Annotated in this window: 20 protein-coding genes and 3 pseudogenes; 6 read left to right on the top strand and 17 right to left on the bottom strand. The window is 36.5% G+C overall.

Annotation, left to right across the window (positions count from 1 at the left end):
• The first annotated feature begins 319 nt into the window (after positions 1-319).
• The 4 genes from G3A47_RS06115 (at position 320) to G3A47_RS06130 (ending at position 5658) form a co-directional block, all read left to right on the top strand.
• A complete protein-coding gene (locus tag G3A47_RS06115) occupies positions 320-1393 on the top strand; it encodes a winged helix DNA-binding domain-containing protein (protein ID WP_166921301.1) in 1074 nt (357 codons plus the stop codon).
• A gap of 200 nt (positions 1394-1593) precedes the next feature.
• Positions 1594-3042 carry a nucleoside recognition domain-containing protein gene (locus tag G3A47_RS06120; RefSeq protein ID WP_166921302.1) on the top strand — a complete coding sequence of 483 codons (1449 nt, stop codon included), beginning with the start codon at positions 1594-1596 and terminating at the stop codon, positions 3040-3042.
• A gap of 206 nt (positions 3043-3248) precedes the next feature.
• Positions 3249-3983, top strand: coding sequence for a hypothetical protein (locus tag G3A47_RS06125; RefSeq protein ID WP_166921303.1), 735 nt, complete (start codon positions 3249-3251; stop codon positions 3981-3983).
• Between the two features lie 70 nt (positions 3984-4053).
• Entirely contained in the window at positions 4054-5658 is a 1605-nt protein-coding gene (locus G3A47_RS06130) for a fumarate hydratase (RefSeq protein WP_166921304.1), read from the top strand.
• Positions 5659-5755: 97 nt separating this feature from the next.
• On the opposite strand, the gene G3A47_RS06135 is transcribed toward G3A47_RS06130, so the two are convergent.
• From G3A47_RS06135 to G3A47_RS06185, 11 genes and pseudogenes are all read right to left on the bottom strand, one after another.
• On the bottom strand, positions 5756-6256 hold the full coding sequence (locus G3A47_RS06135; RefSeq protein WP_166921305.1) for a PAS domain-containing protein: 501 nt from the start codon (positions 6254-6256) through the stop codon (positions 5756-5758).
• A 95-nt stretch (positions 6257-6351) separates the two neighbouring features.
• Positions 6352-7434 (bottom strand): DNA polymerase IV, encoded by a 1083-nt coding sequence (gene dinB, locus G3A47_RS06140; protein WP_166921306.1) that lies wholly within the window; start codon positions 7432-7434, stop codon positions 6352-6354.
• Between the two features lie 102 nt (positions 7435-7536).
• A pseudogene (locus G3A47_RS23850) lies at positions 7537-7731 on the bottom strand (IS1 family transposase); the annotation flags it as partial.
• Positions 7732-7918: 187 nt separating this feature from the next.
• Complete coding sequence (locus G3A47_RS06150; RefSeq protein ID WP_166921307.1) at positions 7919-8422, bottom strand: hypothetical protein; 504 nt, start codon at positions 8420-8422, stop codon at positions 7919-7921.
• Entirely contained in the window at positions 8419-10644 is a 2226-nt protein-coding gene (locus tag G3A47_RS06155; RefSeq protein WP_243860391.1) for an RHS repeat domain-containing protein, read from the bottom strand. Before G3A47_RS06155 ends, G3A47_RS06150 begins: the two co-directional genes overlap by 4 nt.
• Positions 10641-10919 (bottom strand): annotated as a pseudogene (locus tag G3A47_RS23655) (IS1 family transposase); the annotation flags it as partial. The gene G3A47_RS06155 and the pseudogene G3A47_RS23655, both read right to left, overlap by 4 nt.
• 66 nt (positions 10920-10985) lie before the next feature.
• Positions 10986-11408 (bottom strand): hypothetical protein, encoded by a 423-nt coding sequence (locus tag G3A47_RS06165; protein WP_166921308.1) that lies wholly within the window; start codon positions 11406-11408, stop codon positions 10986-10988.
• A gap of 5 nt (positions 11409-11413) precedes the next feature.
• Positions 11414-12244: pseudogene (locus tag G3A47_RS06170) on the bottom strand (RHS repeat domain-containing protein); the annotation flags it as partial.
• Between the two features lie 84 nt (positions 12245-12328).
• On the bottom strand, positions 12329-12511 hold the full coding sequence (locus G3A47_RS06175; protein WP_166921310.1) for a hypothetical protein: 183 nt from the start codon (positions 12509-12511) through the stop codon (positions 12329-12331).
• Between the two features lie 383 nt (positions 12512-12894).
• Positions 12895-13275, bottom strand: a complete 381-nt coding sequence (locus tag G3A47_RS06180; RefSeq protein ID WP_166921311.1) for a hypothetical protein — start codon at positions 13273-13275, stop codon at positions 12895-12897.
• Positions 13276-13474: 199 nt separating this feature from the next.
• Positions 13475-13732: a helix-turn-helix domain-containing protein gene (locus tag G3A47_RS06185; protein ID WP_166921312.1), complete on the bottom strand. Its 258-nt coding sequence runs from the start codon at positions 13730-13732 to the stop codon at positions 13475-13477.
• Between the two features lie 112 nt (positions 13733-13844).
• On the opposite strand from G3A47_RS06185, the gene G3A47_RS06190 reads away from it, so the two are divergent.
• Positions 13845-14216 carry a hypothetical protein gene (locus G3A47_RS06190; RefSeq protein ID WP_166921313.1) on the top strand — a complete coding sequence of 124 codons (372 nt, stop codon included), beginning with the start codon at positions 13845-13847 and terminating at the stop codon, positions 14214-14216.
• 35 nt (positions 14217-14251) lie between these two features.
• The gene (locus G3A47_RS06195) at positions 14252-14863 is read left to right on the top strand and encodes a hypothetical protein (protein ID WP_166921314.1); all 612 of its coding nucleotides are present in this window, start codon (positions 14252-14254) and stop codon (positions 14861-14863) included.
• Between the two features lie 71 nt (positions 14864-14934).
• Here the strand turns inward: G3A47_RS06195 and G3A47_RS06200 are convergent, their stop codons facing one another.
• The 6 genes from G3A47_RS06200 to G3A47_RS06225 form a co-directional block, all read right to left on the bottom strand.
• Positions 14935-15801: a tyrosine-type recombinase/integrase gene (locus tag G3A47_RS06200; RefSeq protein WP_166921315.1), complete on the bottom strand. Its 867-nt coding sequence runs from the start codon at positions 15799-15801 to the stop codon at positions 14935-14937.
• Positions 15802-15813: 12 nt separating this feature from the next.
• On the bottom strand, positions 15814-16731 hold the full coding sequence (locus G3A47_RS06205) for a tyrosine-type recombinase/integrase (RefSeq protein ID WP_166921316.1): 918 nt from the start codon (positions 16729-16731) through the stop codon (positions 15814-15816).
• A 110-nt stretch (positions 16732-16841) separates the two neighbouring features.
• Complete coding sequence (locus G3A47_RS06210; protein ID WP_166921317.1) at positions 16842-18524, bottom strand: hypothetical protein; 1683 nt, start codon at positions 18522-18524, stop codon at positions 16842-16844.
• Between the two features lie 4 nt (positions 18525-18528).
• Complete coding sequence (locus G3A47_RS06215; protein WP_166921318.1) at positions 18529-19095, bottom strand: hypothetical protein; 567 nt, start codon at positions 19093-19095, stop codon at positions 18529-18531.
• 432 nt (positions 19096-19527) lie between these two features.
• On the bottom strand, positions 19528-20103 hold the full coding sequence (locus tag G3A47_RS06220) for a tyrosine-type recombinase/integrase (RefSeq protein ID WP_166921319.1): 576 nt from the start codon (positions 20101-20103) through the stop codon (positions 19528-19530).
• Between the two features lie 363 nt (positions 20104-20466).
• Positions 20467-21111, bottom strand: coding sequence for a hypothetical protein (locus G3A47_RS06225; RefSeq protein WP_166921320.1), 645 nt, complete (start codon positions 21109-21111; stop codon positions 20467-20469).
• Between the last annotated feature and the right edge of the window lie 453 nt (positions 21112-21564).

The raw sequence follows: 21564 nt of genomic DNA on the forward strand, positions 1-21564 counted from the left end.
TTTTTGAAGTTGCTAAGATACTAAGTCGCTAAGGTTCTGAGATTAACAATTAATACTAAAAATTTGTGATTCTTATGTTTGCCGAGTATTTTTTTCACGCAGATTTAGCAGATTACGCTGATATTTTGTTTTGCGGTTTGGCAAAATAATCTGCTAAATCTGCGAGACAAACCTACCAAGCAAAATTGAGTAAAAACAAATCAGTAATATAGAACTCTAGAAAGAATGTTTAGCGTAAAATAAAAAGCTCACACCAAAAGCTTTAAATAAACTTACATCACTTATATGTTTCAATAAAACACTCTAATTGGTTTAAATTATGACACATCCGGAAATTGCACTTTTAAGAATGGCTTCTCAGAAAATCCTGAAAACCAACTTTCATGAACCTCAGGAAATTGTACAGCATTTAGGCGCCATGCAGGCACAAGATTACACCATGGCCAAATGGGCCATTGGATCCCGCTGCGACGCTTCGGAGAAAACGATCGAAGAAGCCATTAATTCAGGTAAAATCATTCGCACTCATATTTTACGCCCTACCTGGCACTTTGTTTCCGCAACCGACATTCATTGGATGCTAGATATCTCAGGTCCGCAAGTGAAAAAAATCATAGTTTCGGCTGCTAAAAAATACGATCTGGACGAAAAGAAGCTTAAAAAAATCAATAATGCTATCGAAAAGATTCTATCCAATCATAAAAGTCTCACCCGCGACGAGATCATCCGGGAACTGGATTTTAAAAAAGAAACTATTCATGATTTTCCCAGCAGTCTTATCATGGGATATGCCGAATTAGATGGTGTAGTTTGCAACGGAAATATGAAAGGCAGACAAATAACCTATTCTTTACTCGAAGAAAAAGTTCCAAAAACCAAAACCAAACTGACCAAAGATGAGGGATTGGTCAAACTAGCCAAGCGTTATTTTGAAAGCCATGGCCCCGCAACATTGCCGGATTTTATCTGGTGGTCCGGTTTTCCTGCTACTGTCGCAAAACTTGCTGTACTTTCTGTTGAATCAGAACTTGAGACTGTTGAAGTTGATGGTACAAAATACTGGTTTAAAAAAGGCTTAGCTGCTGAAGTTACTAATCCCGGAAAAATTCACTTTCTCCCTTCTTTTGACGAAATTTTGATCTCGTATAAAACACGTGAAATCACAATTGCCAAAGAACATCAGCCCAATGCCTTTACAAACAATGGTATATTCTGGCCCATTATTATTGAAAATGAAAAAGTAATCGGAACATGGAAGCGTACCGCCAAAAAAGAACATACTAAGGTAGAAACCAGTTTTTTTGAAGCGATTTCACCTGACAAAAAAAACCTTGTATTTGAAGCGATTAAACCTTTCGAAAGCTATTTAGAATCAAAAATCAGTATTGAATAAATACTATTGAATCAGAAAAAAATTGTTTAAATCTGTGGCTGTTTTTTATTTTGCCACAGATGAAAAGAATTAAAATGATTATTTCTTTATTTGAAAAAAGTAATTCGTAAGAATTCGTGAAATTGCTTCGTCTCTTTTCGCAAATAAAATCTTTGCACTTATTAGGGCTAAATAATTACATTTACAAAAAAAACAGCATTATGGTATTAAGTAGATTTTGGTTAACTATTTTTATTTCTTCAATTGTCTTTGTTGTAATCAGCTTGTTTACCGCCAATACGTATACTATTGATTATGTTTTGAATGGAAAAAAAGACGATCCGATCCTGATTTCTGAAAAGTATGTTGAAGAACTTCCAGCTTTTATCAAAGACAGCATCAAAAAAGCACCGGATCAAACCTTAATCATCAATCGTGATACGCTCAATGCTGACACTACTTATGTTTATAAAAACAAAACCGTAAAAATTTTCAGCGGTCTGCAAAAATCAGATGGTCTACTGCCAACCTGTAAAAGTACTTTACTGGATTTGGTTTTACCACTGATGGCCTACTTAGCCTTTTTCTGCGGACTAATGGAACTTTTAATCATTTCGGGAGCATCCGGAAAACTGGCAAAAGCTCTGAGCCCTGTTTTTGTAAAGGTATTTCCGAGTATTCCTAAAAACCATCCGTCTATTTCTTATATGACCTTAAATTTTGCGGCCAACTTTTTAGGATTAGACTCTGCTGCTACTCCATTTGGTTTGAAAGCCATGGAAAGTTTACAGGAAATTAACCCTGAAAAAGATAAAGCCAGTGATGCTCAGATTATGTTTATGTGTCTGCATGCTTCAGGTCTTACCCTAATCGCAACCTCAATTATTGGGTATCGCGCAGCAGCCAATGCCAGCAACCCTGCAGATGTAATGCTGCCTTGTATCATTACCTCGTTTATTGGTACAATTGCCGCTTTTCTAATTGTTGGAATCAAACAAAAAATCAATTTCAAAAGTGCTTCTTTACTTGTTGGTTTAATGGTATTGATTGCAGCCATTGTTGGTTTATTGATGTATGTAAATCACTTGGATCTAATCGGAAAAAACTATTTTACCTCTAACCTTTCCGGATTAATATTAGTTGGAATTATCGCTTTTACCTTGATTTTTTCATTCCTCAACGAGAAAAAATTTACCGAAGCAAGTACTACTGTTTTTGATGCCTTTGTGGTAGGAGCTAATAATGGTGTTAAAACCGGAGTTACTATTTTCCCTTATGTTTTAGGAATGTTGGTCGCTATTTCTTTGTTTAGAAACAGTGGTTTGTTTGAAATCATAAGTGATAATATTGCTTTTGTATTCTCGAGTATGGGAGTAAACAAACAAATTACTGATGCATTGCCGGTAGCCATGTTACGTCCATTTAGTTCTGCAGGATCACGTGGTTTTCTGATTGATTCGATGAATACTTTTGGTGCCGATTCCATGACCGGAAGACTCAGCAGCATTTTTCAATGCAGCGCAGAAAGTACCTTTTATGTAATAGCCGTTTATTTTGGTTCTGTAAATATTAAAAATACCCGTTACGCCCTTGGCACTATGCTTCTGGTAGATGTAATCTGTGTGATTACCGCTATTTTTGTGGCGAGCTGGTTTTTTAAACTAATTTAAGTTGCTACTTGTCGGTTGTAAAATGTGAAATGTAAAATGCAAACCTGAAATTTGATACGTTTTGCTTCACGGCTTTATTTTACAAAATAAAGATAAACGGATAATTTCACAAACTGACCTTCCACATCTCACAACCCAAAACTCACATCTCACATCTCACATCTCACAACCTGAGTAAATTAAATAATTTTAGACGATTAAATTCTATGAGAATACTATGCCTTTTTGTTTTATGTACAATGCTTAGTTGTCAAAAGCAGAAATCTGAACCACAAGTAGCTGGTTTAATTCAAAAGAAAGAAATAAAAAAAGAACTTGCTACGGAAAAAAGATCTCAAAGAATAGATACTATTTTAATCAATGGACAAGATGACGAGCCGTCTAAAACGGAATATATTCTTGCCTATCTTTTAGATCAAAAAGCAGATAAAGACAGTGTTATTACAGAAAAGTATCGTCTTGATTTTTATCAGAACAAAATTAAAACAGCTTCTTCAAAACTAACGATTAAAGCGGCTACAGAAGGGTCAGATTGGAGTGCCTCTTACGAAATGTCTTCTCCTGAGGTAAAAAACACTTCTTTTATAACACTCAACTTCGGATATCCTGCCTGTGGATATGTTCACAAAAACTACCTCTACCATTTAAAAAACAGCAACTTAGAACTCTTGCACGAATGGTTTACTATGTCTGATAGCGGTTGGGGAAGCTGGGTTGAATTTACAAATCCAAGTGGAAAATCAGATCCCGATTCTTTCTATTGCAAAACAGTTGCATTTGAACCGGATGACGAAAATGAGGAGATGGGCTATGAAAAACATTACGATTCAATCGTTTTTCAATTAAAAAACAATCATTGGACTAAAAAAATGTTAACTACAGAAGACAAAGCTTATTTTGAAAAAAAGCAATCTTTTGATGAATTTCACAAGACGGAATAAACTCTTCCAGAGGCCTTATTCAAAATCTTTCTAAGGTAAATAATTTCTAACTTTGTAAAAAAACAAAGCAATGATTGATTTTATATACCAAGACCCTTATCCTATTTTGAAGGATGAGACGCAATACCGCAAAATTACTTCTGATTTTGTAAAACTGGAACAATTTGGAGAACGTGAAATTTTAACTGTTGATCCAAAAGGTTTAGAATTATTGGCTGAGGAAGCATTGACAGATGTTTCGTTTATGCTAAGAACTACCCACCTGCAAAAACTTCGCAACATCTTAGACGATCCTGAAGCTACAGACAACGATCGTTTTGTAGCCTACAACTTGCTACAAAATGCTTCTGTTGCAGCTGAAGGTCAATTACCAAGTTGTCAGGATACCGGAACAGCTATTGTAATGGCAAAAAAGGGAGAAAGTATTTTCACTGGAGTTGATGATGCAGAATGGTTGAGTAAAGGGATTTTCAACACCTACCAAAAGCGTAACCTACGTTATTCTCAGATTGTACCGATCTCCATGTTTGAAGAAAAGAACTCTGGTTCAAATCTTCCGGCACAAATTGACATTTATGCTAAAAAAGGAGCTTCTTATGAGTTTTTATTTATGGCAAAAGGAGGCGGATCTGCCAACAAAACCTTTTTGTACCAAAAAACAAAATCGCTTTTAAATGATAAAGCAATGGATGAATTCATCCGCGAAAAAATAAAGGATTTAGGAACTTCTGCTTGTCCACCATATCACTTAGCTTTGGTAATTGGCGGAACTTCAGCAGAAGCCAACTTAGGTGCTGTCAAAAAAGCATCTGCAGGTTATTACGATCATCTCCCGACTTCCGGAAACATGGCCGGTCAGGCTTTCCGTGATTTGGAATGGGAAGAGCGTGTACAGAAAATCTGCCAGGAAAGTGCTATCGGCGCTCAGTTTGGTGGTAAATACTTCACCCATGATGTTCGTGTAATTCGTTTGCCACGTCACGCTGCCTCTTGTCCGGTTGGATTAGGTGTTTCTTGCTCTGCCGATAGAAATATCAAAGGAAAAATTACTAAGGACGGAATCTATGTCGAACAACTGGAGGTAAATCCGCAGCAGTTTTTACCCGAAACAGCTCCGCATTTAGAAGCTCCTGTTGAAATTGACCTGAATATGCCAATGGCTGATATTCTGGCAAAACTGACGCAATATCCGATTAAAACCCGCTTGAAACTAAACGGAACCGTAATTGTAGCCCGTGACATTGCTCATGCCAAGATTATGGAATTATTGGAAGCCGGAAAACCAATGCCGGACTACTTCAAAAATCACCCGGTTTACTACGCTGGTCCTGCAAAAACTCCGGAAGGCATGGCCTCAGGAAGTTTTGGACCAACAACCGCAGGTCGTATGGACGTTTATGTTGATGAATTTCAAAAACATGGCGGAAGCATGATCATGCTCGCAAAAGGAAACAGATCGAAACAAGTCACTACCGCTTGTAATAAATACGGCGGGTTCTATTTAGGATCTATTGGTGGCCCCGCAGCAATTTTAGCACAGGATAATATTCTGAAAGTAGAAGTTGTGGACTTTGAAGAACTAGGAATGGAAGCTGTTCGTAAAATTACAGTAAAAGATTTCCCTGCTTTTATTATTACAGATGATAAGGGTAATGATTTCTTTGAGAATTTATAATGTTTAGTAGGTTGCTTAACCGCAAGGTGCGCTAAGATTTTCGCTAAGTTCGCAAAGATATAAATAATGAAACCGCCCAATTGGGCGGTTTTTATCATTATACATTTAGATCTTCTTTCTCAAATGCTATAAAATGCGACAATTTTCCTTTCAGGTTAAAAACGGGAGAAGCTGAAATTTTGCATCTATACGTTTTGCCGTCTTTTTTATAGTTTTTAATGGTTTTCTCAAACGGGATCCGCAATTCAATTGCTTTTTTTATTTCTTTTAGATCTGTTTTAGAAGTTGCAGAGCCCTGAAACATCTTTGGTGTTTTGCCCAAAACCTCGATTTCTGTATATCCTGTCATTCTTTTTATTCCGCTTGATGCGAAAATGATCTTTAGATCAGGATCGGTTACCAGCACCACTTCTTCTTTTATACGGTCGCTGATGTTTAGTTTTTCTTCATTCCACCCAAATTGAACGGAAATCTCTTTTATTTTCTTCAAATCAGCAAAAGCAACTTTCAACTCATTTAAATACTCATAATGAAAATCCCATGCTAAAATCGGAACTGAATTATGGTTGGGAATTTCTTCTAACTTGTTTTTCTTCATTGTAAATAATTAAGGGCAAACTATTTCATTATAAAGATAACGAGAAAATTCGTCCCAAAACAACCGTACTCACTATTTAATAATGGTCTAAATTATCAAAATGCAAATTTTAATTGAACGACAACTGCTTTCTTCTCTTCTGTATTCAGATTATTTAAAGAAATCCCAAGTAATCGAACAGAATCTTTCATTTTTTCCTGATACAATAACTCCTCCACTGTTTCGAGAATCAGGCTTTTATCAGCAATAAAATAAGGTAATGTTTTACTTCTGGTCTGTTGCGTAAAATCACTGTATTTGATTTTGAGTGTCACTGTTTTTCCCGAAATATTGTATTTCTTTAAACGTCTTTCTAAGGATGTGGCAATTCGGTCAAGCTGTTCCAACATAAAAATTTCCGAAGACAAATTCACATCAAAAGTATGTTCAGCCGCAACTGACTTGGTCACGCGAAAAGGTTTTACCTCGCTGTTATGAATGCCACGAACAACATTGTAATAAAAGGCACCCGATTTTCCGAAATGTTTTTCCAAAAACTCCAAGGATTTGCTTTTGAGCTCCATACCGGTAAAAATACCCAATTGGTACATTTTTTCTGTGGTTACTTTTCCAACTCCATAAAACTTGCGAATCGGTAACTCTTCCAGAAAAGCCAGAATCTCATCGGGATTTACGGTTTTCTGTCCGTTTGGTTTATTATAATCGCTGGCAATTTTGGCCACAAATTTATTGACCGAAATTCCGGCAGAAGCCGTAAGACCTACTTCTTTAAAAATTCGTGATCTAATTTCCTGGGCAAGTAAACCTGCACTTGGATTTCCTTTTTTATTATGGGTTACATCCAGATAAGCCTCGTCAAGCGAAAGCGGCTCGACCAAATCGGTATACTCATGAAAAATTTCATGAATTTTATTTGAAATCTCTCTATACCGGTCAAAACGTGGTCGGACAAAAATAAGATCAGGACAATACTTTTTGGCCAAAACCCCACTTATGGCACTGCGAACACCAAATTTACGTGCTTCATAACTTGCCGCCGAGACCACACCTCTATTCTCTGATCCACCAACAGCAACGGGTTTTCCGCGCAAAGCAGGATTATCCATTTGCTCTACCGATGCATAAAAAGCATCCATATCAATATGGATAATTTTTCGATATACGGGTGTTTCAGACATGCTACAAATTTAAGCAGATTTATGGCTTAGCTGTATAAAAAAAGCTTCGCAATTGCGAAGCTTTTGATGGTCTTTATAAACGGAAGCTTAAACTCTAATTACTCAGATCCAATAATAAATCTTTAAAACTGCCATAAAAACCACCAAACTTTTGCTGAAGCAGATTGTCCGTCGATTCAATCTTTTTAGATGAGTTCTGAGCGTCAAATTTTTCCTCTCAATATGGTTTGTCCCGAAACGTTTTACAGAATGTAATCTCTCGTCAATCAGATATCTGTAATTCTTTAATCGGTCAGTAAATTCACCAACCCATCTGCAACACCAAGTCGGGTTTGAAGCCATTTTTTTCGATTTAAGACATTATAAAATAAAAAAACAACCCTAAGGTTGTTTTAATTTTTATGCGATATTAATATAAAACTTTGATTCTCTGCGAATGTGAAATGGAATTATTAAACACCAATACATCTGATGCATTACCCTACTAATCTGTAAGATCGGGATCAGCTAAAGGAATAACAATTTTAATTATAGAAATTAGATTTTTATTAAAATAGAACTCTACCTTAACTTTTTCACCTCTTTTAACATTTATACTTCTCATTTCATATTGTTTATATGAATCACCGTTAATTTTATAAGAAATTCTCTTTTTAAAATCATCATTAACATCGGGTTTGAGGTTAATATTAATCGAATTAAAATTATTATTTTCTGATTGAAATCTAATTGGTAAAAAACCATATTGTTTTGTAATAATACTTTTATCCAACCATATGTTAAAATTATTCTTTATAATATTAGCTGAATCTTTAATAACTAAAACATTTAGCTTATCAGTAAGAAAAATTTCTTTTTTAATGGATTCCTTTTTACTATCCGAATAAGAAAAAAAATATTGTATAAACTGTCCATTTTTAGAAAAAAATACACTAAAAAAATAATAAAATATAATCGAAATTATAACAAAAATTATCACTTTCCTCATTTTTTTCTTTTTAATTTATTGTCTACATCTTTTCCTTGATTTCTTTGCTCAATTGAAGCTTGTTTTGCATTCGGTGTAAAATTAGGAAAAGCTGGACTTCCTATTACTTGTCCCGATGTCCATTCTCCATTTTTAAGACCTGCAGCATCTAAAGCAACCTCAGGTATAGCTGTACAGTTGTTTGTCATCATATTATGTCCTTTTTTCGCTGTTTTTTCAGCAGCACTAATCATATCATTATCTTGCTTATCTGTAGTCTTTATCAAAAACCCTTCTCTATATCTTTGCTTAATTTCTCCATTATCATCTCTTTCAGAGTTTTTAGTACCTTCTCCATCATCATAATCATGTTTAAAAGTATTGTATTCTGAATTTGTAAACTCTTCAAGGCTATCAAATTGCTTTATTGTATAACTATCATTCTCTGAACCATCATCCTTTGTACCTGCCCAGTCACCGTCTAAAGATATATACGTCCAACCTTTCTTCTCATCACCAACTAAAATTGCTTGATGTCCCCATCTATGTACTCCACTCGATCCCGTATTTTCATTATTACCGTAAGAAAGAGTTATAATATCACTTGGTGCCATTCCATCTGGATCAATAAAATAAACAGGATTATCAAAAGCGTAATTATAAGGACTATGTCTTCGCATTTTCTCAGCCAACGGGTCAATATTCATCCAGCGACCAAGCGCAGGGTCATAATTTCTTGCACCATAATCGTAGAAGTTAAGCCCCAGCTCGTCTTGCAGTTCCTTTCCGTTGTACTTATACTTATTACTTGATCCTACAACTAGAGAATTATACCCATTATGCTTCAACCCAAAAGGATAATAATTATCTTCTTCCAAAATCTCAAGAACGTTTGTTACTGGATTTTTAGCGTAACTTACTCGAATATTGCCTAAATGGTCTTTGTATTGAAATACGTATGAAAGTGCCCCACTGGTATTTCTTACATAGCCCTCTGTCGTTGGGAAAAACTTTAAAGTTGTATTCTCATATTGGTAACCTCCTAAATAATCTGTTATGATAGCAGATTTTCCTGTTTCATTTACAATTTTCTGTACTTTTTGTCCTGCTGCATTGTAAATGTATACAATATTTCCTGTGGTAGCAAAGGTTATTTTTGTAGGTAAATTTAAGTGATTATAAGTAATTGCCGTAATGCTTTTGTTTTTGTCGGTAATCATATTACCGTTTAGATCATAGGTATAATCATCTGTGGTTTTATTTAAATCATTAAAACCACTGGTATTATTCGAACTGTCAACCACCTTAGAAAGCTGGTTGGAATTGGTTAGATAACTATACCCTAAATTATCAATCTGTGCAGGTTGCGGTTGCGTATCGCTATCACCATTTCGTACCAAAGTCATGATATTGCCATTTTTGTCGTACGACAAACTCTCATTGTAGGCATTGGTGGTGATCAGGCTCTTTTCATAAATCGCATTTTTCAAACGATTCAAATGATCATATTGGTAACCGTAAGCTCGTTCGACATTATCAGAACTTGTTTTCCAGAAAGTCTCGGCTATATTACCATTATACAAGGCATTGACTCCCGGAATGCCAGCACCAACTGTATTGTAATTGATCTTAAAAGCAAATAAATCTTTAGGATCTGTACTTTGCTGCAGATCTGTTGTTTTATTAATTCCCGTAAGCCAGCCCCTGATATTATAACTAAAATCTACTTTTTGCAGAGGAGCAACCGCACTGTTTCCTATCTTTTTACTTTGTAATTGTCCTAAGGCATCATAGGAATTCTGAGCCAACAACTGAACCGCTCCCCCATTGATCTGATGCGTGTGTGTGAGCAAACGCTCCTGTGCCGTATAGGTAAAATCTTCTCTTATGGTATATAATGTCCCAGTAGAGGTGCGTTTGTGTTTGGTGAGAGTATAAACCGGTTTCCCTGTAAAATCCAATTTGCTGTCTGTGATGGTAGACCCTCCCAAATGGTTTAAACTATAAGACTCTATTGGTCGTGCTCTCAGATCATAAAAAGTTGCATTTACTTCTCCCAGAATGGCTGCAGCAGTTGTAGGGACTCTGGTCCAGCTGCCCGTAGAGACTGTTTTTAGATTAGTCAACACGGTCTGTCCTTCTATGCTGATCGGTACTGCCGGATAATATTTCTCAGACATCACATCAATATTCATCCAACGGGAACGTAATTTAAAGGATAAACTTACTATTTTATAATTCAAATCCAAAAGTAAATCTTTAAACTTGAAACTAAAATTATCAGACTTTTACTAAAACAAATTGTTCGACTATTCAATCTTTTGAGATGAGTTCTTAGCGTTAGATTCTTCCTTTCAATATGATTTGCACCAAAACGTTTTACTGAATGTAATTTCTGTTCTATCAGATACCTATAGTTTTTTAATCTGTCGGTAAATATCTTTTGCGCTTCTGATAATTTTAAAGTATCCAGAACACGACTTAATGTTTTATTAGTTCGTCTGCCAACATTAAAACTTTAAAGTACTATAAAAACAAAAGCCACTCCGTAATGAAGTGGCTGTTAGGTATTTTTATTAAATTTCTATTGTTTAATATTTTCTTCTAAATTGTACTTTTCTAAATCCTTTTTTGCACTAATACTACCTAAACTAGCGCTTTTAGTCAAATTCTCCAATGCAAACTCTTTACTGTTTTTATCTAATTTTTTAACAGCTTTATAATCTGAATTTCCATTACTATTAATTTGGACAATAGCTTTATAAATATTATAGTATGCATCCTTATCATTATATTTATAAGCCATAATCATCGAATAAGGTAGTGTCGATTCATATTCTCCTTTCTCATAATAGTAAATGCATAATCTTGCGTACAAATCTTTATCTCCAGATTTTATAATAATTGCTTTTGTTTCTTTAACTTCAGAATCCTTCAAGATTCCATCATTACATGAGCTAAGTAATGCAATCAGTAAAACATAACTAAATAAGTTTTTTATTTTCATTTTAATTAATCATTAAATTTATTTATTAAAGTACCATTGTAATATACATTCCAAACGTCATCACCAAAAAAATCTGGGTTATCTACTCCAACTTCAGCATTAATGCCTAATGGGCTTAAAAAATTAGGTGTCGTTAAATAAAAACCATTAGGCGCAATAACTGTAAGACCTTTTGTGTCATATGAAATATTGTCTGCTATATTTCTTACCTTCATTCCACCATCCGTTACTCCTTCTAATCCCGCATTGCAACCTTTTATTACTAATGTCAATTTCCCATTTTTACTTTTATAAAAATCTCTCCATTGAGAACTGTATTTACTTAAAATTACATTTAATTCTTCTACATTATTAATTTGCTCTCCATTCGGACCTTTAATCCATGTGTTTGTTGAATGAGCATAGAGAACTACTACACCTTTTAAAGCTTTTTTATCCTTTTTTGCTACTTCAAATAATGAGCCGTCTTTTCCTTTTTTAAACCAATTTATAGGTGTTTCCGCTTTTCCTTTTTTTGCAGGTGGGTCTTCCCCACTTTCATTATTATTCTTACCGTCACTATTTCCTCCAGAATTAGCATATGACAAAGCGTCCTCAAATGAAACTTCTTTACCATTTATTACATATTTACCCGTAGCATCATTATATATTGAATCCGCTCCACTAGGGTCCTTCCAAAAAACTGGATTATTGTCAAAGGCATTATAAGGAGAGAAATTATGATGCATTACAGGGTCTTGTACCACCCATCTACCAATTGCAGGGTCATATTGTCTGAAATCCATAGCGTACATGTTAAGCCCCAGTTCGTCTTGCAACTCCTGCCCGTTATACTTATACTTATAAGGATTTACAAAACTGCTATTATGTAGTAAGAACGTACATTTCTATATTTCCTAGAGATTCAAATGTAATATTTTTCATTTTAAATCATTCTTTTTTTGATTGAAATAAGCTGTCATTGCGTTAAAAGCTTTACTCATCGGTAGAGAACCTAACAATAGAGTATCGCATTTAGTAGCTTTTCTGCCTCTTTTTGGAAAAGTCATATTCATTGCATGTCTTATAAGAAAAAATGCCAAAACAATTATTAGGTTATCCATAGGTCTTGATTTTATATTTTCGTTTACAAATTGAAATAATGATTTCTTGATTGATAGTTACAACATGTAACTTTCTTTGCGGAGGTAATTTCGAGGTCCGAAATAAAATAGGACACTACATTTTCACAATAAAAGGCATCATGTTAATCATTTACAAATTGAAGAATGATTTTCTAAAATAGTTGTTATCATTGGTAACATTCTTCTTTGCGAAGGTAATTTTGTGTGATGAAATAAAATAGGACAGTAAATTTGGGTTATTTTAAAACCAAAAAACTCCAAATCAAACAGTTATGATTTAGAGTTTTACTGTAATTTTTAGAATTCCCAGTATTGACAAGGGATACAAGTAAGGACAGTTTTATATTTTTTGTAGCTTTTATTTAGAATATTAATAAGTACATGAAAAATAAGAAAACACAAAGAGTAGAAAATATTGAAAGTAATGAATATTGATTTGTTCTTAAATCTTTTTTATTGACAAAATTTATTAGTTCATCAAAATCATCAATTCCGTATTCTTTTCGGCTTTTTTCCATCATTAGATATTCTATTAGAATCAGAAAAATTAAGTTTAATAATGGAACAATTATTATTAAAATGCTTGTATCTGGTTGAACACGGGACAATGCAAAATAACCAGCTATAAAAATATTGTTTGATGTGAATAACTTATCGTGGATTCTATTAAAATGGCTTAGAATGTTCTTACCTGCTTCTTCTTTAATCTTTTCTACTTTCTTTTCGAATTGCTCAATTTCCATAAATAAATTATTATAATTATGTATAACGAAAATACACATTATACTGTCATTAAATTTGAAAGAATTTATTTATTTTAAACATTAAACGTTAACAAATTTTTCAATGGTTCTCGTTTTTTTATGTTCTGGACTCCAAGAACATCCACTAAAGGTAAATGGTTTCATAGAGCAAACTAAAAATTAAGATTATCTGACTTACTCAATCTTTCGATTTAGGAACATCAATTCCTTTAAAAAACTCTTCAAGACTGATTTCCAGTACTCTACATATTTTAATAAGTGTCTTCAACTCAAAATTAGCTCCAGTTTCTAATCTCCAGTAAGCGGAACGGCTCATCTCCAAAGCAAACGCAATATGCTCATAGTTGGAGAATCCTTTTGCTTTTCTCAGTTCTTTAAGTCTCAACGCTATCGCATTAAGTTCTTCCATATTGTTGGTTTGGGTAGAATCTTTCATACTCCAAATCTCAATATTTTGTCTTTTTTGTGGTACTCTATAATTTAGTACACTATAAAATAGAATTTTTAATATATTTGCCTGAATTTTAACACATCTTAAAAACCAAAAAATGAACAATCCATTAAAAATTATCGTGAGAGTTTCCGCTATCGTTTTTGCACTTCTCTGCTTTGCAGGCTACATGTTCAGTCTTCGTGTCCACAATGAATACGTAAAAGAGCATCCGAAAACAAAAAGTCTAGAAGACCTGAAAGCATGGGCGCAGACAGAAATCATTCAGGACTACTGCAAAAGATATTCTTATGTAAAAACCATCAACAATGAAACAAGCCACCAGCGTGAGCTGAGCCGTGTCGATAACAGCAGATATCTGTATGTACCGCAGTTGGTTCGAAATGTCATTGAGGATAATGATTTGCCAGACAGCTATGCAGACGAATTATTCCACTACGTTGATAAGGAAATAGATAAATGCCGATAAAATAAGAAATTACTTAATCCAACTAAATTAAAAACATGAAAAAAATTGTACTTTTTGCATTGCTAAGCGTCTTATTCACGAACTGCCAGTCTGATGACTCTGAGCAGGGAAATGCGGATAATTCAAAATCATCCATCACTTTCACATTGAACGATAAAACACAGTATGTGACCGCTACTGATGTTTCTGGTTCAGCAATTGACGTTACTTGGTCTAAAAGCGAATCGACAGCCAGCACTGAGAACGAATACAGCATTTACGGCAGTTTCATCATCAAAAATCCTGCATCGAATGACAATCGTGATTCTGGCGATATGTATTTTCAAATCGTGACTTCTGATGCTAAACTGACTGCGGGAAAAACATACGACATTTCTTTTACTTATCTCAACTCTGGCGTAAATGACATTCCTCTGGCTTATGACCCAGCGGTCTGCTACACCAGCACCGATTTGTTTGAAGGGACTAGAACAGCGGGAAAAATCAAGATAACCAGCTTTGACGGAACTATTCTTAAAGCTGAATTTTCAATTGATAATCTGACCAACAAGAATCCGTACTCTGATTTTGGATTCTGCAACGGAAGCAGGATAACCGAGAAGTCATTCAGCATTTCAAAAGGCACATTGACTGCTGTAATTGAATAGAAAGCGTTTTCTGTTGAAAAAGAGGGATTTATCTCTCTTTTTTTATGCTCTTAAATCAGGTTATCACATTATCATAGTGGAAAATATCTGTTTATCAGTTCTCTCTGTTGCTGGCTGTCTGCTTTGAAATACTTCTCTGTCGTTCCAGGCCACTTATGTCCTGCAAGTTCCTGAACATCCTCCAAAGGCAGTCCCTGTTCATTTAGCCAGTTGCAGATAACGCTCATTCTAATGGTCTTCGGGTTGAGGTTCTTATCTGGAAACAACGGTTTTAACGGCTCAATCATGGCATGGATGCTGTTCACTGCGATGGGTTTTCCAAGCTTCGTAATGATGAGTTTATCGGTTGCGCTTCTGAGCATTCTGGGTCTAACTTCGTTTATGTACTTGGAGAACAGCAGTATCTGTTTTGCCAGCAGTTGGAGCTTTCTGCTGTTGAGGTTGCTGGATGCTTTGACATACACTGTTCCCGCATCCAAATCAATATCCCGAACATTGAGCCGAATTATCTCATCGCTGGTCAATCCCTGATAAATCAGCAGATTCAAAAGAACGCTGTTTCTGGTGTCCAGATTCTCATATCTGTTCTCACGGGTCAAAAGCAGTTGAAGTTCTTCTGAGCTGAACAAATCCTGAACCTGCACAGCCTGATTGCTGTTGACTTTGATATTGAGCTTTCTGCACGGGTGGTCTTCCCTGTAACCGCTCATAACCAGATAATCGTAATACTTCTTGATTGCCGAGAGGATAACGACCCTATATTTGGCATTGGGCTGTTGTTTTCCGATTTCTTCCATATACTCAACGATATTCTTATATCTGTATCGTTTGGCTTTGGGATTCATCGTTAAAAAGTGATTAATGGCAAACATGTAGCTCTTTACGGTCTGCCCGCTGTAGCTTTGGAGCAGGAAATTTTCAATTGTCGGTTTACTCATAGGCTTGTTGGTCTAAAATGTGGTTACTGGTTTTCTTTTCTTGTTTTTGACTGCATAGATGTAGGTGGTGTTGATTTGTGAATGACCTAGAAATCCTCTTATAAAATCGATGCCCGCATTATTTTCCATCAGATGGCTGGCAATGCTGTGTCTGAGGCAGTGGAGCGTGATGTCTTTCTGGATTAGCTCATAACTGCTGGTCTGTTCGGTCATTTTCTTCAAGGTGTCGTTGAGGTATTCGCCATTCATCCGCTTACCGCTGTTATGGATAAAAAATGCATCTTCGCTTTGATTTGTGCCTTTCAGCTTCTCATAACGTTGCTCGGCTATATATCTTTTGATGTGACCTGCAACCATATCGCTCATAGGAACTTCACGTCTTTTGCTTCCTTTTCCTTCCCTGACAATCAGCATTCCTCTGGAGAGTTGGATATCTCTGGTATTCAGAGCTTCAATCTCAGACCTTCGAAGTCCGCAACCGTAAGCCACTGACAGCAGAGCCCGCTGTAAATCGCTCTGGCAGTGCTGGTAAAGCAGTCTGATTTCTTCTACGCTCAGGGCATTTCTAGAATTTCCGCTGTCGCCTGAATAGCTTGGAATGTAGAACGCTTTTTCAATCTGCCTATTCTCCAGAAGGTTCAGAACAAAAAGACCAAGAGCAAAAAGATGGAATTTGATGGTTTTTCCTGCCAGTGTTCCGCTTCCTCTGTGTTTGGGTCTGCTTATCAGATGCTCGTAATATCTTACAGATTCTCTGCCTGTTACGTTTTTTATCTTGGCAATTCCTGCATCTTCAAGCCAGATAAGAAATTCAGATACGGCTTTCTGGTACATTGTGCCTTTTCCCTGCCTGTAGTTCTTCACTTTTACATAGCTGTCAAAATCATTCAGAAGATTCTGAAATGCTGTATTTTTTATCGTTTTTATCATTTGTCTGTTGCTTTTTTAATCATCATTTGAAAACTTTCCTTATGCGCATTTTCGAGTTTTAAGAACACCAGCGTTATATTGCCTGTAATTGCAGGTACTGGCGTGTTCTTTTAGGCGGTTTTCAGCTGGTCTAACTGTCTGCTCATATCTTCCTTAATTTTCGCTTTCATCTTCTCCAGATTGTCCCAATAGCTGATTACATACTTGAATCCTTTGTTGGGCGAGCCTTCAACTGCCTGAATGTACTCGAGCTCCTGCAAGGTCTGCATATACTTAAAAGCTGAGGTCTTGCTGATATTCAATTCCTGTCTTATCTCACGAGTCGTAAATCGGTGCGTTGTTCCGTTGGTTTGGCTTTTTACATATCCTTTCAGCTTTTCAAAGAACTGTCTTGTGCTCTTGTCCAGTTCATCAACTTTGATAATGATGGAACTAAAGAAAATCTCAACAGCTTTTCTCACATCTTCTTCGGTGGCTATCAGTCTTCCTTTATCATCCATTTTTCTCTGGTACTGGTTCAGGATTGCAATCTGAGCAACAAAATTCTGAAAATGGGCGTTGAGCCTTCTGAGCATTTTGGCTTCCAGCGGGAGCATAAGTTTATTGGCAAACGGATTTACTACGTCGTAGCTCTTTAAGACTCTCATGCAGTTTCTCAGGAGCTGTCTGGCTTCCTGTTCACGTTCTGCGTTGCTGATGCCTGCATTTTTCTGGTTCTGCACTTGTATGATTCTCAGAGTCTGTTCAAGGCTTTCATCCACTCCCAAGACTACCGAACGGCTCATGTTGTCATAGTAGACCTCTGCTTTGGTCGTGGCGGTCAGGCTTGCAAAATGGGCTTCAACCTTTTTCATCTTTGACCTGTTATTACCCAGCGGGTCTTTGACCACTGTGGAGCTGTTCAGAAATCCAGCAGACTGCATTTCCCTGAACGCAAACTGTGCATCTTCATCCAGTCCGTCAAAGTCCTGTATCAGTATCAGTTTATTGATAAGTTCTTTCTCTCTGTAGTGGTACAGGGATTTACTGGTAATTCGGGTCATGTTAAGAACGTCTTCCTGAGGCATGCACTGCGCTATTCCGTTGATGAGGTGGCTTTTGCCTTCTCCAGAACTTCCCTGTATGAGTCCGTGCAGGGGATTTGGCATTTTATAGCTTGAAGCGAGTGTGAACATGAGTATTCTGTTTTCTTCTTCTCCTACAATTCCACTCTGTCCGAGCAGTTTGTCGATATTCTCAAAAAGCTTCGGTTTGGAAAGGAACTGCACTGCTTTTTCGCTTGCCTGCGGTGTGAGTTCCTTTTCGGAATACTGGTCAGTAACGGGACTCATTTCATCGTTGAAGAGCTTTTCCCTGTAGTCTTCCAGAAGGTCAGTGAACTGCAGGAGGTCAGCCTCTAAAAGCGTGCTGTCAAATCCGTGCTTCTCACTCAGCTCCCTGCACTGGCTCTCTACGCTGGTAAAGTCAAACAAATCAATCTTAACACGCAGTCTTTTCTGGCTGTCAGCAGGAATTATCTGGATGGTAAGCCTCAAGTTTCCTAAATCCATCGGCAGGCTTCCAATCACAAAGAAAGTTCCTGTCTTTCCTTTGAAGCTGATTTTGTAGTCGCTTAGAATCTCCAGTGCTGGGATTGTCTTTTCCTTTACTGGATTCTGCAACATATCAGCAATTCCGCTTGTTCCGTAATTCAGCCACATATCGTTCATGCTGTGCCCGTCTGGGAGCTGAATCATGCTTACTGGCAGTTCTGGTCTGATGTTCTGTATCTGGGTTCTTATGCTGTTGCTCATTGTCTTAGTTTTTTATGATTATGATTTCTTCTAGTTCGTACATTGATTTTAAAGCTTCTATATGCTGTGGCAAAAGCTCTCCGTTGTGCATCGCCATGACGGCATCCCTGTTCTGGAGTGCTTTGGACTGCATGAGGCTGGCGCAGTCGATGACCGTTGGAGCGAGATAGAGCCTTTTGGTGTTTGCACTCGGATAGGCTGGATAGATTCCTTCGCTGTTGAGGTATTCTTGCTTAGGCGTTTCGAGGTTGAAGCGTATGGCAAAGTAGTTTACGATTCTGTTCTCTCTGTCCAACAGCGGAAAAATCACTCCGTATCTTCCAAATGCCGTGTAGGCTGTCAGGTCTTGCTGTCTTACGCCTGCATCACTCTTTTTAAGCATTCCTAACGCTTCAAATTCATCTTTCGATTCTTGGGTTTCTCCATGATGGAATTGTCCTGAATTGAAGCCGATTCTGAGTTCTGCGTAATCCAGACCGATGCTTTTTAGGTATTCTTTCGGTTTTATCGCTTTGGTGCTTCTGATGCCAGTTTCAAATGACTGGAAAAGTGTTTCTAATGTATTTTTCATAAGCTTTCTCTTTTAGTTTTTTAGGTAATTTTTGGGCATAAAAATCCCGCTTCGATTATTAGGTCGAATATTCAATTGAAACATGTTTGTGATTTTTAGAGCTTGCTGTTCAGCTTTACAGCTTGCTCTTATTCCATTCTTTAGCTGTCAGAATGGCGAAAAGATTCTTGCAATAATCTTTTCCTTTTGTTTTGTTTGACAAAGTTAAGTGATTAAAATGTAACTCAAAAATAAGTGAAAACCTACAGATATTGATTTCTCATTTTGCTAACCCAATTACGTTAGGTAAAGCCTAAAATTGAGAGTAAACAGTTAACAATCAATATTTTAACATCGATACATAACTTAATTTACTTATATATCTTGCTTTTTCTTGAATAATTCTTAAAAAACAATAAAAAAGGGATTGAATTTTTACGAATATTTTTTTGGCTATACGCTTAAATATAGGTTACTTATCTCCTGTTCTCTAATTCCAAGATAGATTTTAGTGGTCGAAACATTCGAATGGTTGAATAATTGTGATAGCAACAGCAAAGCTTGGTCACTGTACTTGTTGACCTCCCAGACTCTCCTGCCTAAGGTTTTTCTCATAAAGTGGCTTGAATACTGACCTCTGACCTTGTATTTGGCGAAAATATCTTTCAGCTTGCTGTTCACGTATTGGATGCTGAACGGCTTATCTCCAGTGCGGTTGGCAAACATCAAATCGCTTTCGCTGGCTTTGAGCTGGACAAACAGACGGCTCAGGATGGTCTGCAACTCTGGGTTGATGGTCACTTTTCTGGTCTTTTTGGTCTTCTTCTCGGTTATCGTGAAGTAATCCTGATTCAAAACCTGATTCCAACGAAGCTGGAGCAGGTCAGAAATTCTCAGACCAATATAAGAACCAGTTGCAATGAGTAGCGCAAATTTCAGGTCATTATCTCGCTCCAGCTTCAAAACGATGCTCTGCATCTTTTCCCACTCTAAAAAATCACTTGTTGTCTTTTGTCCTTTTAGTGCCATAATTCTTGATTTTAGTTTCACTTTTCTACCTTAATATATGTATCTGAAAGCGGTCTATTCTTCATGTTCTGTAAACTATTGATTTCATTGGGTTTACATGACTACTTTCACTTCTTTCAAAAAGTGAAACAAATGTCCAGGTCTATTTTGGATTGTGCAAGAAAAATCCTGGATTTCCTGGGCTCACGGATTTTTTGGTCATTTCAGAGCACAAAAAAACGAGGTCGTTAGCCTCGTTCTTTGGATTGTATTAATCGTGTAAATTCTGAAAACTCTTTGTCGGAAAAATTTTCCCTTTTAAAACTGATTGGCAGTTTGAGCGGTTGTGACTGCAATACCTTTTTGAGCTGAGAAAGTTTAAGCTTAATTCTCATCGTCTGTAATATTTGTGCTGTTGCTGATAAAATCCCAATCTTCTCCGCTCAGACCTTCTTTGGACATATAGAACAATCCAGCTTTGTATCGGTCATAAACACTTACATCGGTTCTGTCGTAGTTGAAGTAGTCCTGAATATCTGTTACAATCTGCTCATGAAGTTTCTTATCAGCAATGTTGACCACAAAATGATTGTGACAGCCTTTTCTGTTTGGGAACTGTTCAGTTGTAAAGAACACTCTGATTTCTGTTGATGCTCCGTATTTTTGATTCAGATAATCATACAGACCGTGCATCTGCTTAAAACAGCTGGTCTTATTGCGGTCTGCTCTGTACGCTACCGTGAAGAAGAAACTCCAATCCATCTGCCAGAAGGTATGTTGCAGGCTCTGTTTATCTGCCAGACAGTCAATGAGGTTTCTCATCGATTGGTTTTCCTGTCTTAAGACTTTGTTCTCGTCGAACATGATTTCACTGTCAAAGTATCTGGCATGGTCAGCAGGGAACATTCTCTTTCCGCTTCTTAGGTCAGTTTCAGCAAATAGGTCTTCATTCTTTTTGTAGAATCTGTAAATGGTGCTTTTGCTTGCTTTTGTGCTGATTATAAATTTCTTTAGGTTTTCATATTTCATTTCTTAGGTTCGTTAGTATCTCGTTATTGGTTAGATACAGGAAGTCCATACAAGGAGGTTAGTCAAGCATCTTTACAATAAATACTAACGAATCTCGAAAAGTGTAGCTTTTTGGCACTTTTTTTTCAAAAATATTTTTCTGGATGGGAAAATATGTGTTCCAAAATGACACACTAGTCTGGGAAGTTTCAAAAAGTTGCGGAATTTTCACGTAAAGCCTCGATGGTATCGGTTGGAACAGGTACATCATTTCACAGTACGGGGAGGTAATTTGACACTTAAAATCACGGTCGTTGGTATCAAAACAGTCGATACAGAGAGGGAGGATGTTCTGAACGTTATTTTTCAAGTCAATTGAGATTCCCTAGCAGATGCAGGATAACTTGGATTCTATTTTAACAGTTTGGTACATCTTAAAGCACTATAAAAGCAAAAAGCCACTCAGTTAGGAAT

Source organism: Flavobacterium poyangense, assembly GCF_011751075.1.
Classification (GTDB): Bacteria; Bacteroidota; Bacteroidia; order Flavobacteriales; family Flavobacteriaceae; genus Flavobacterium; species Flavobacterium poyangense.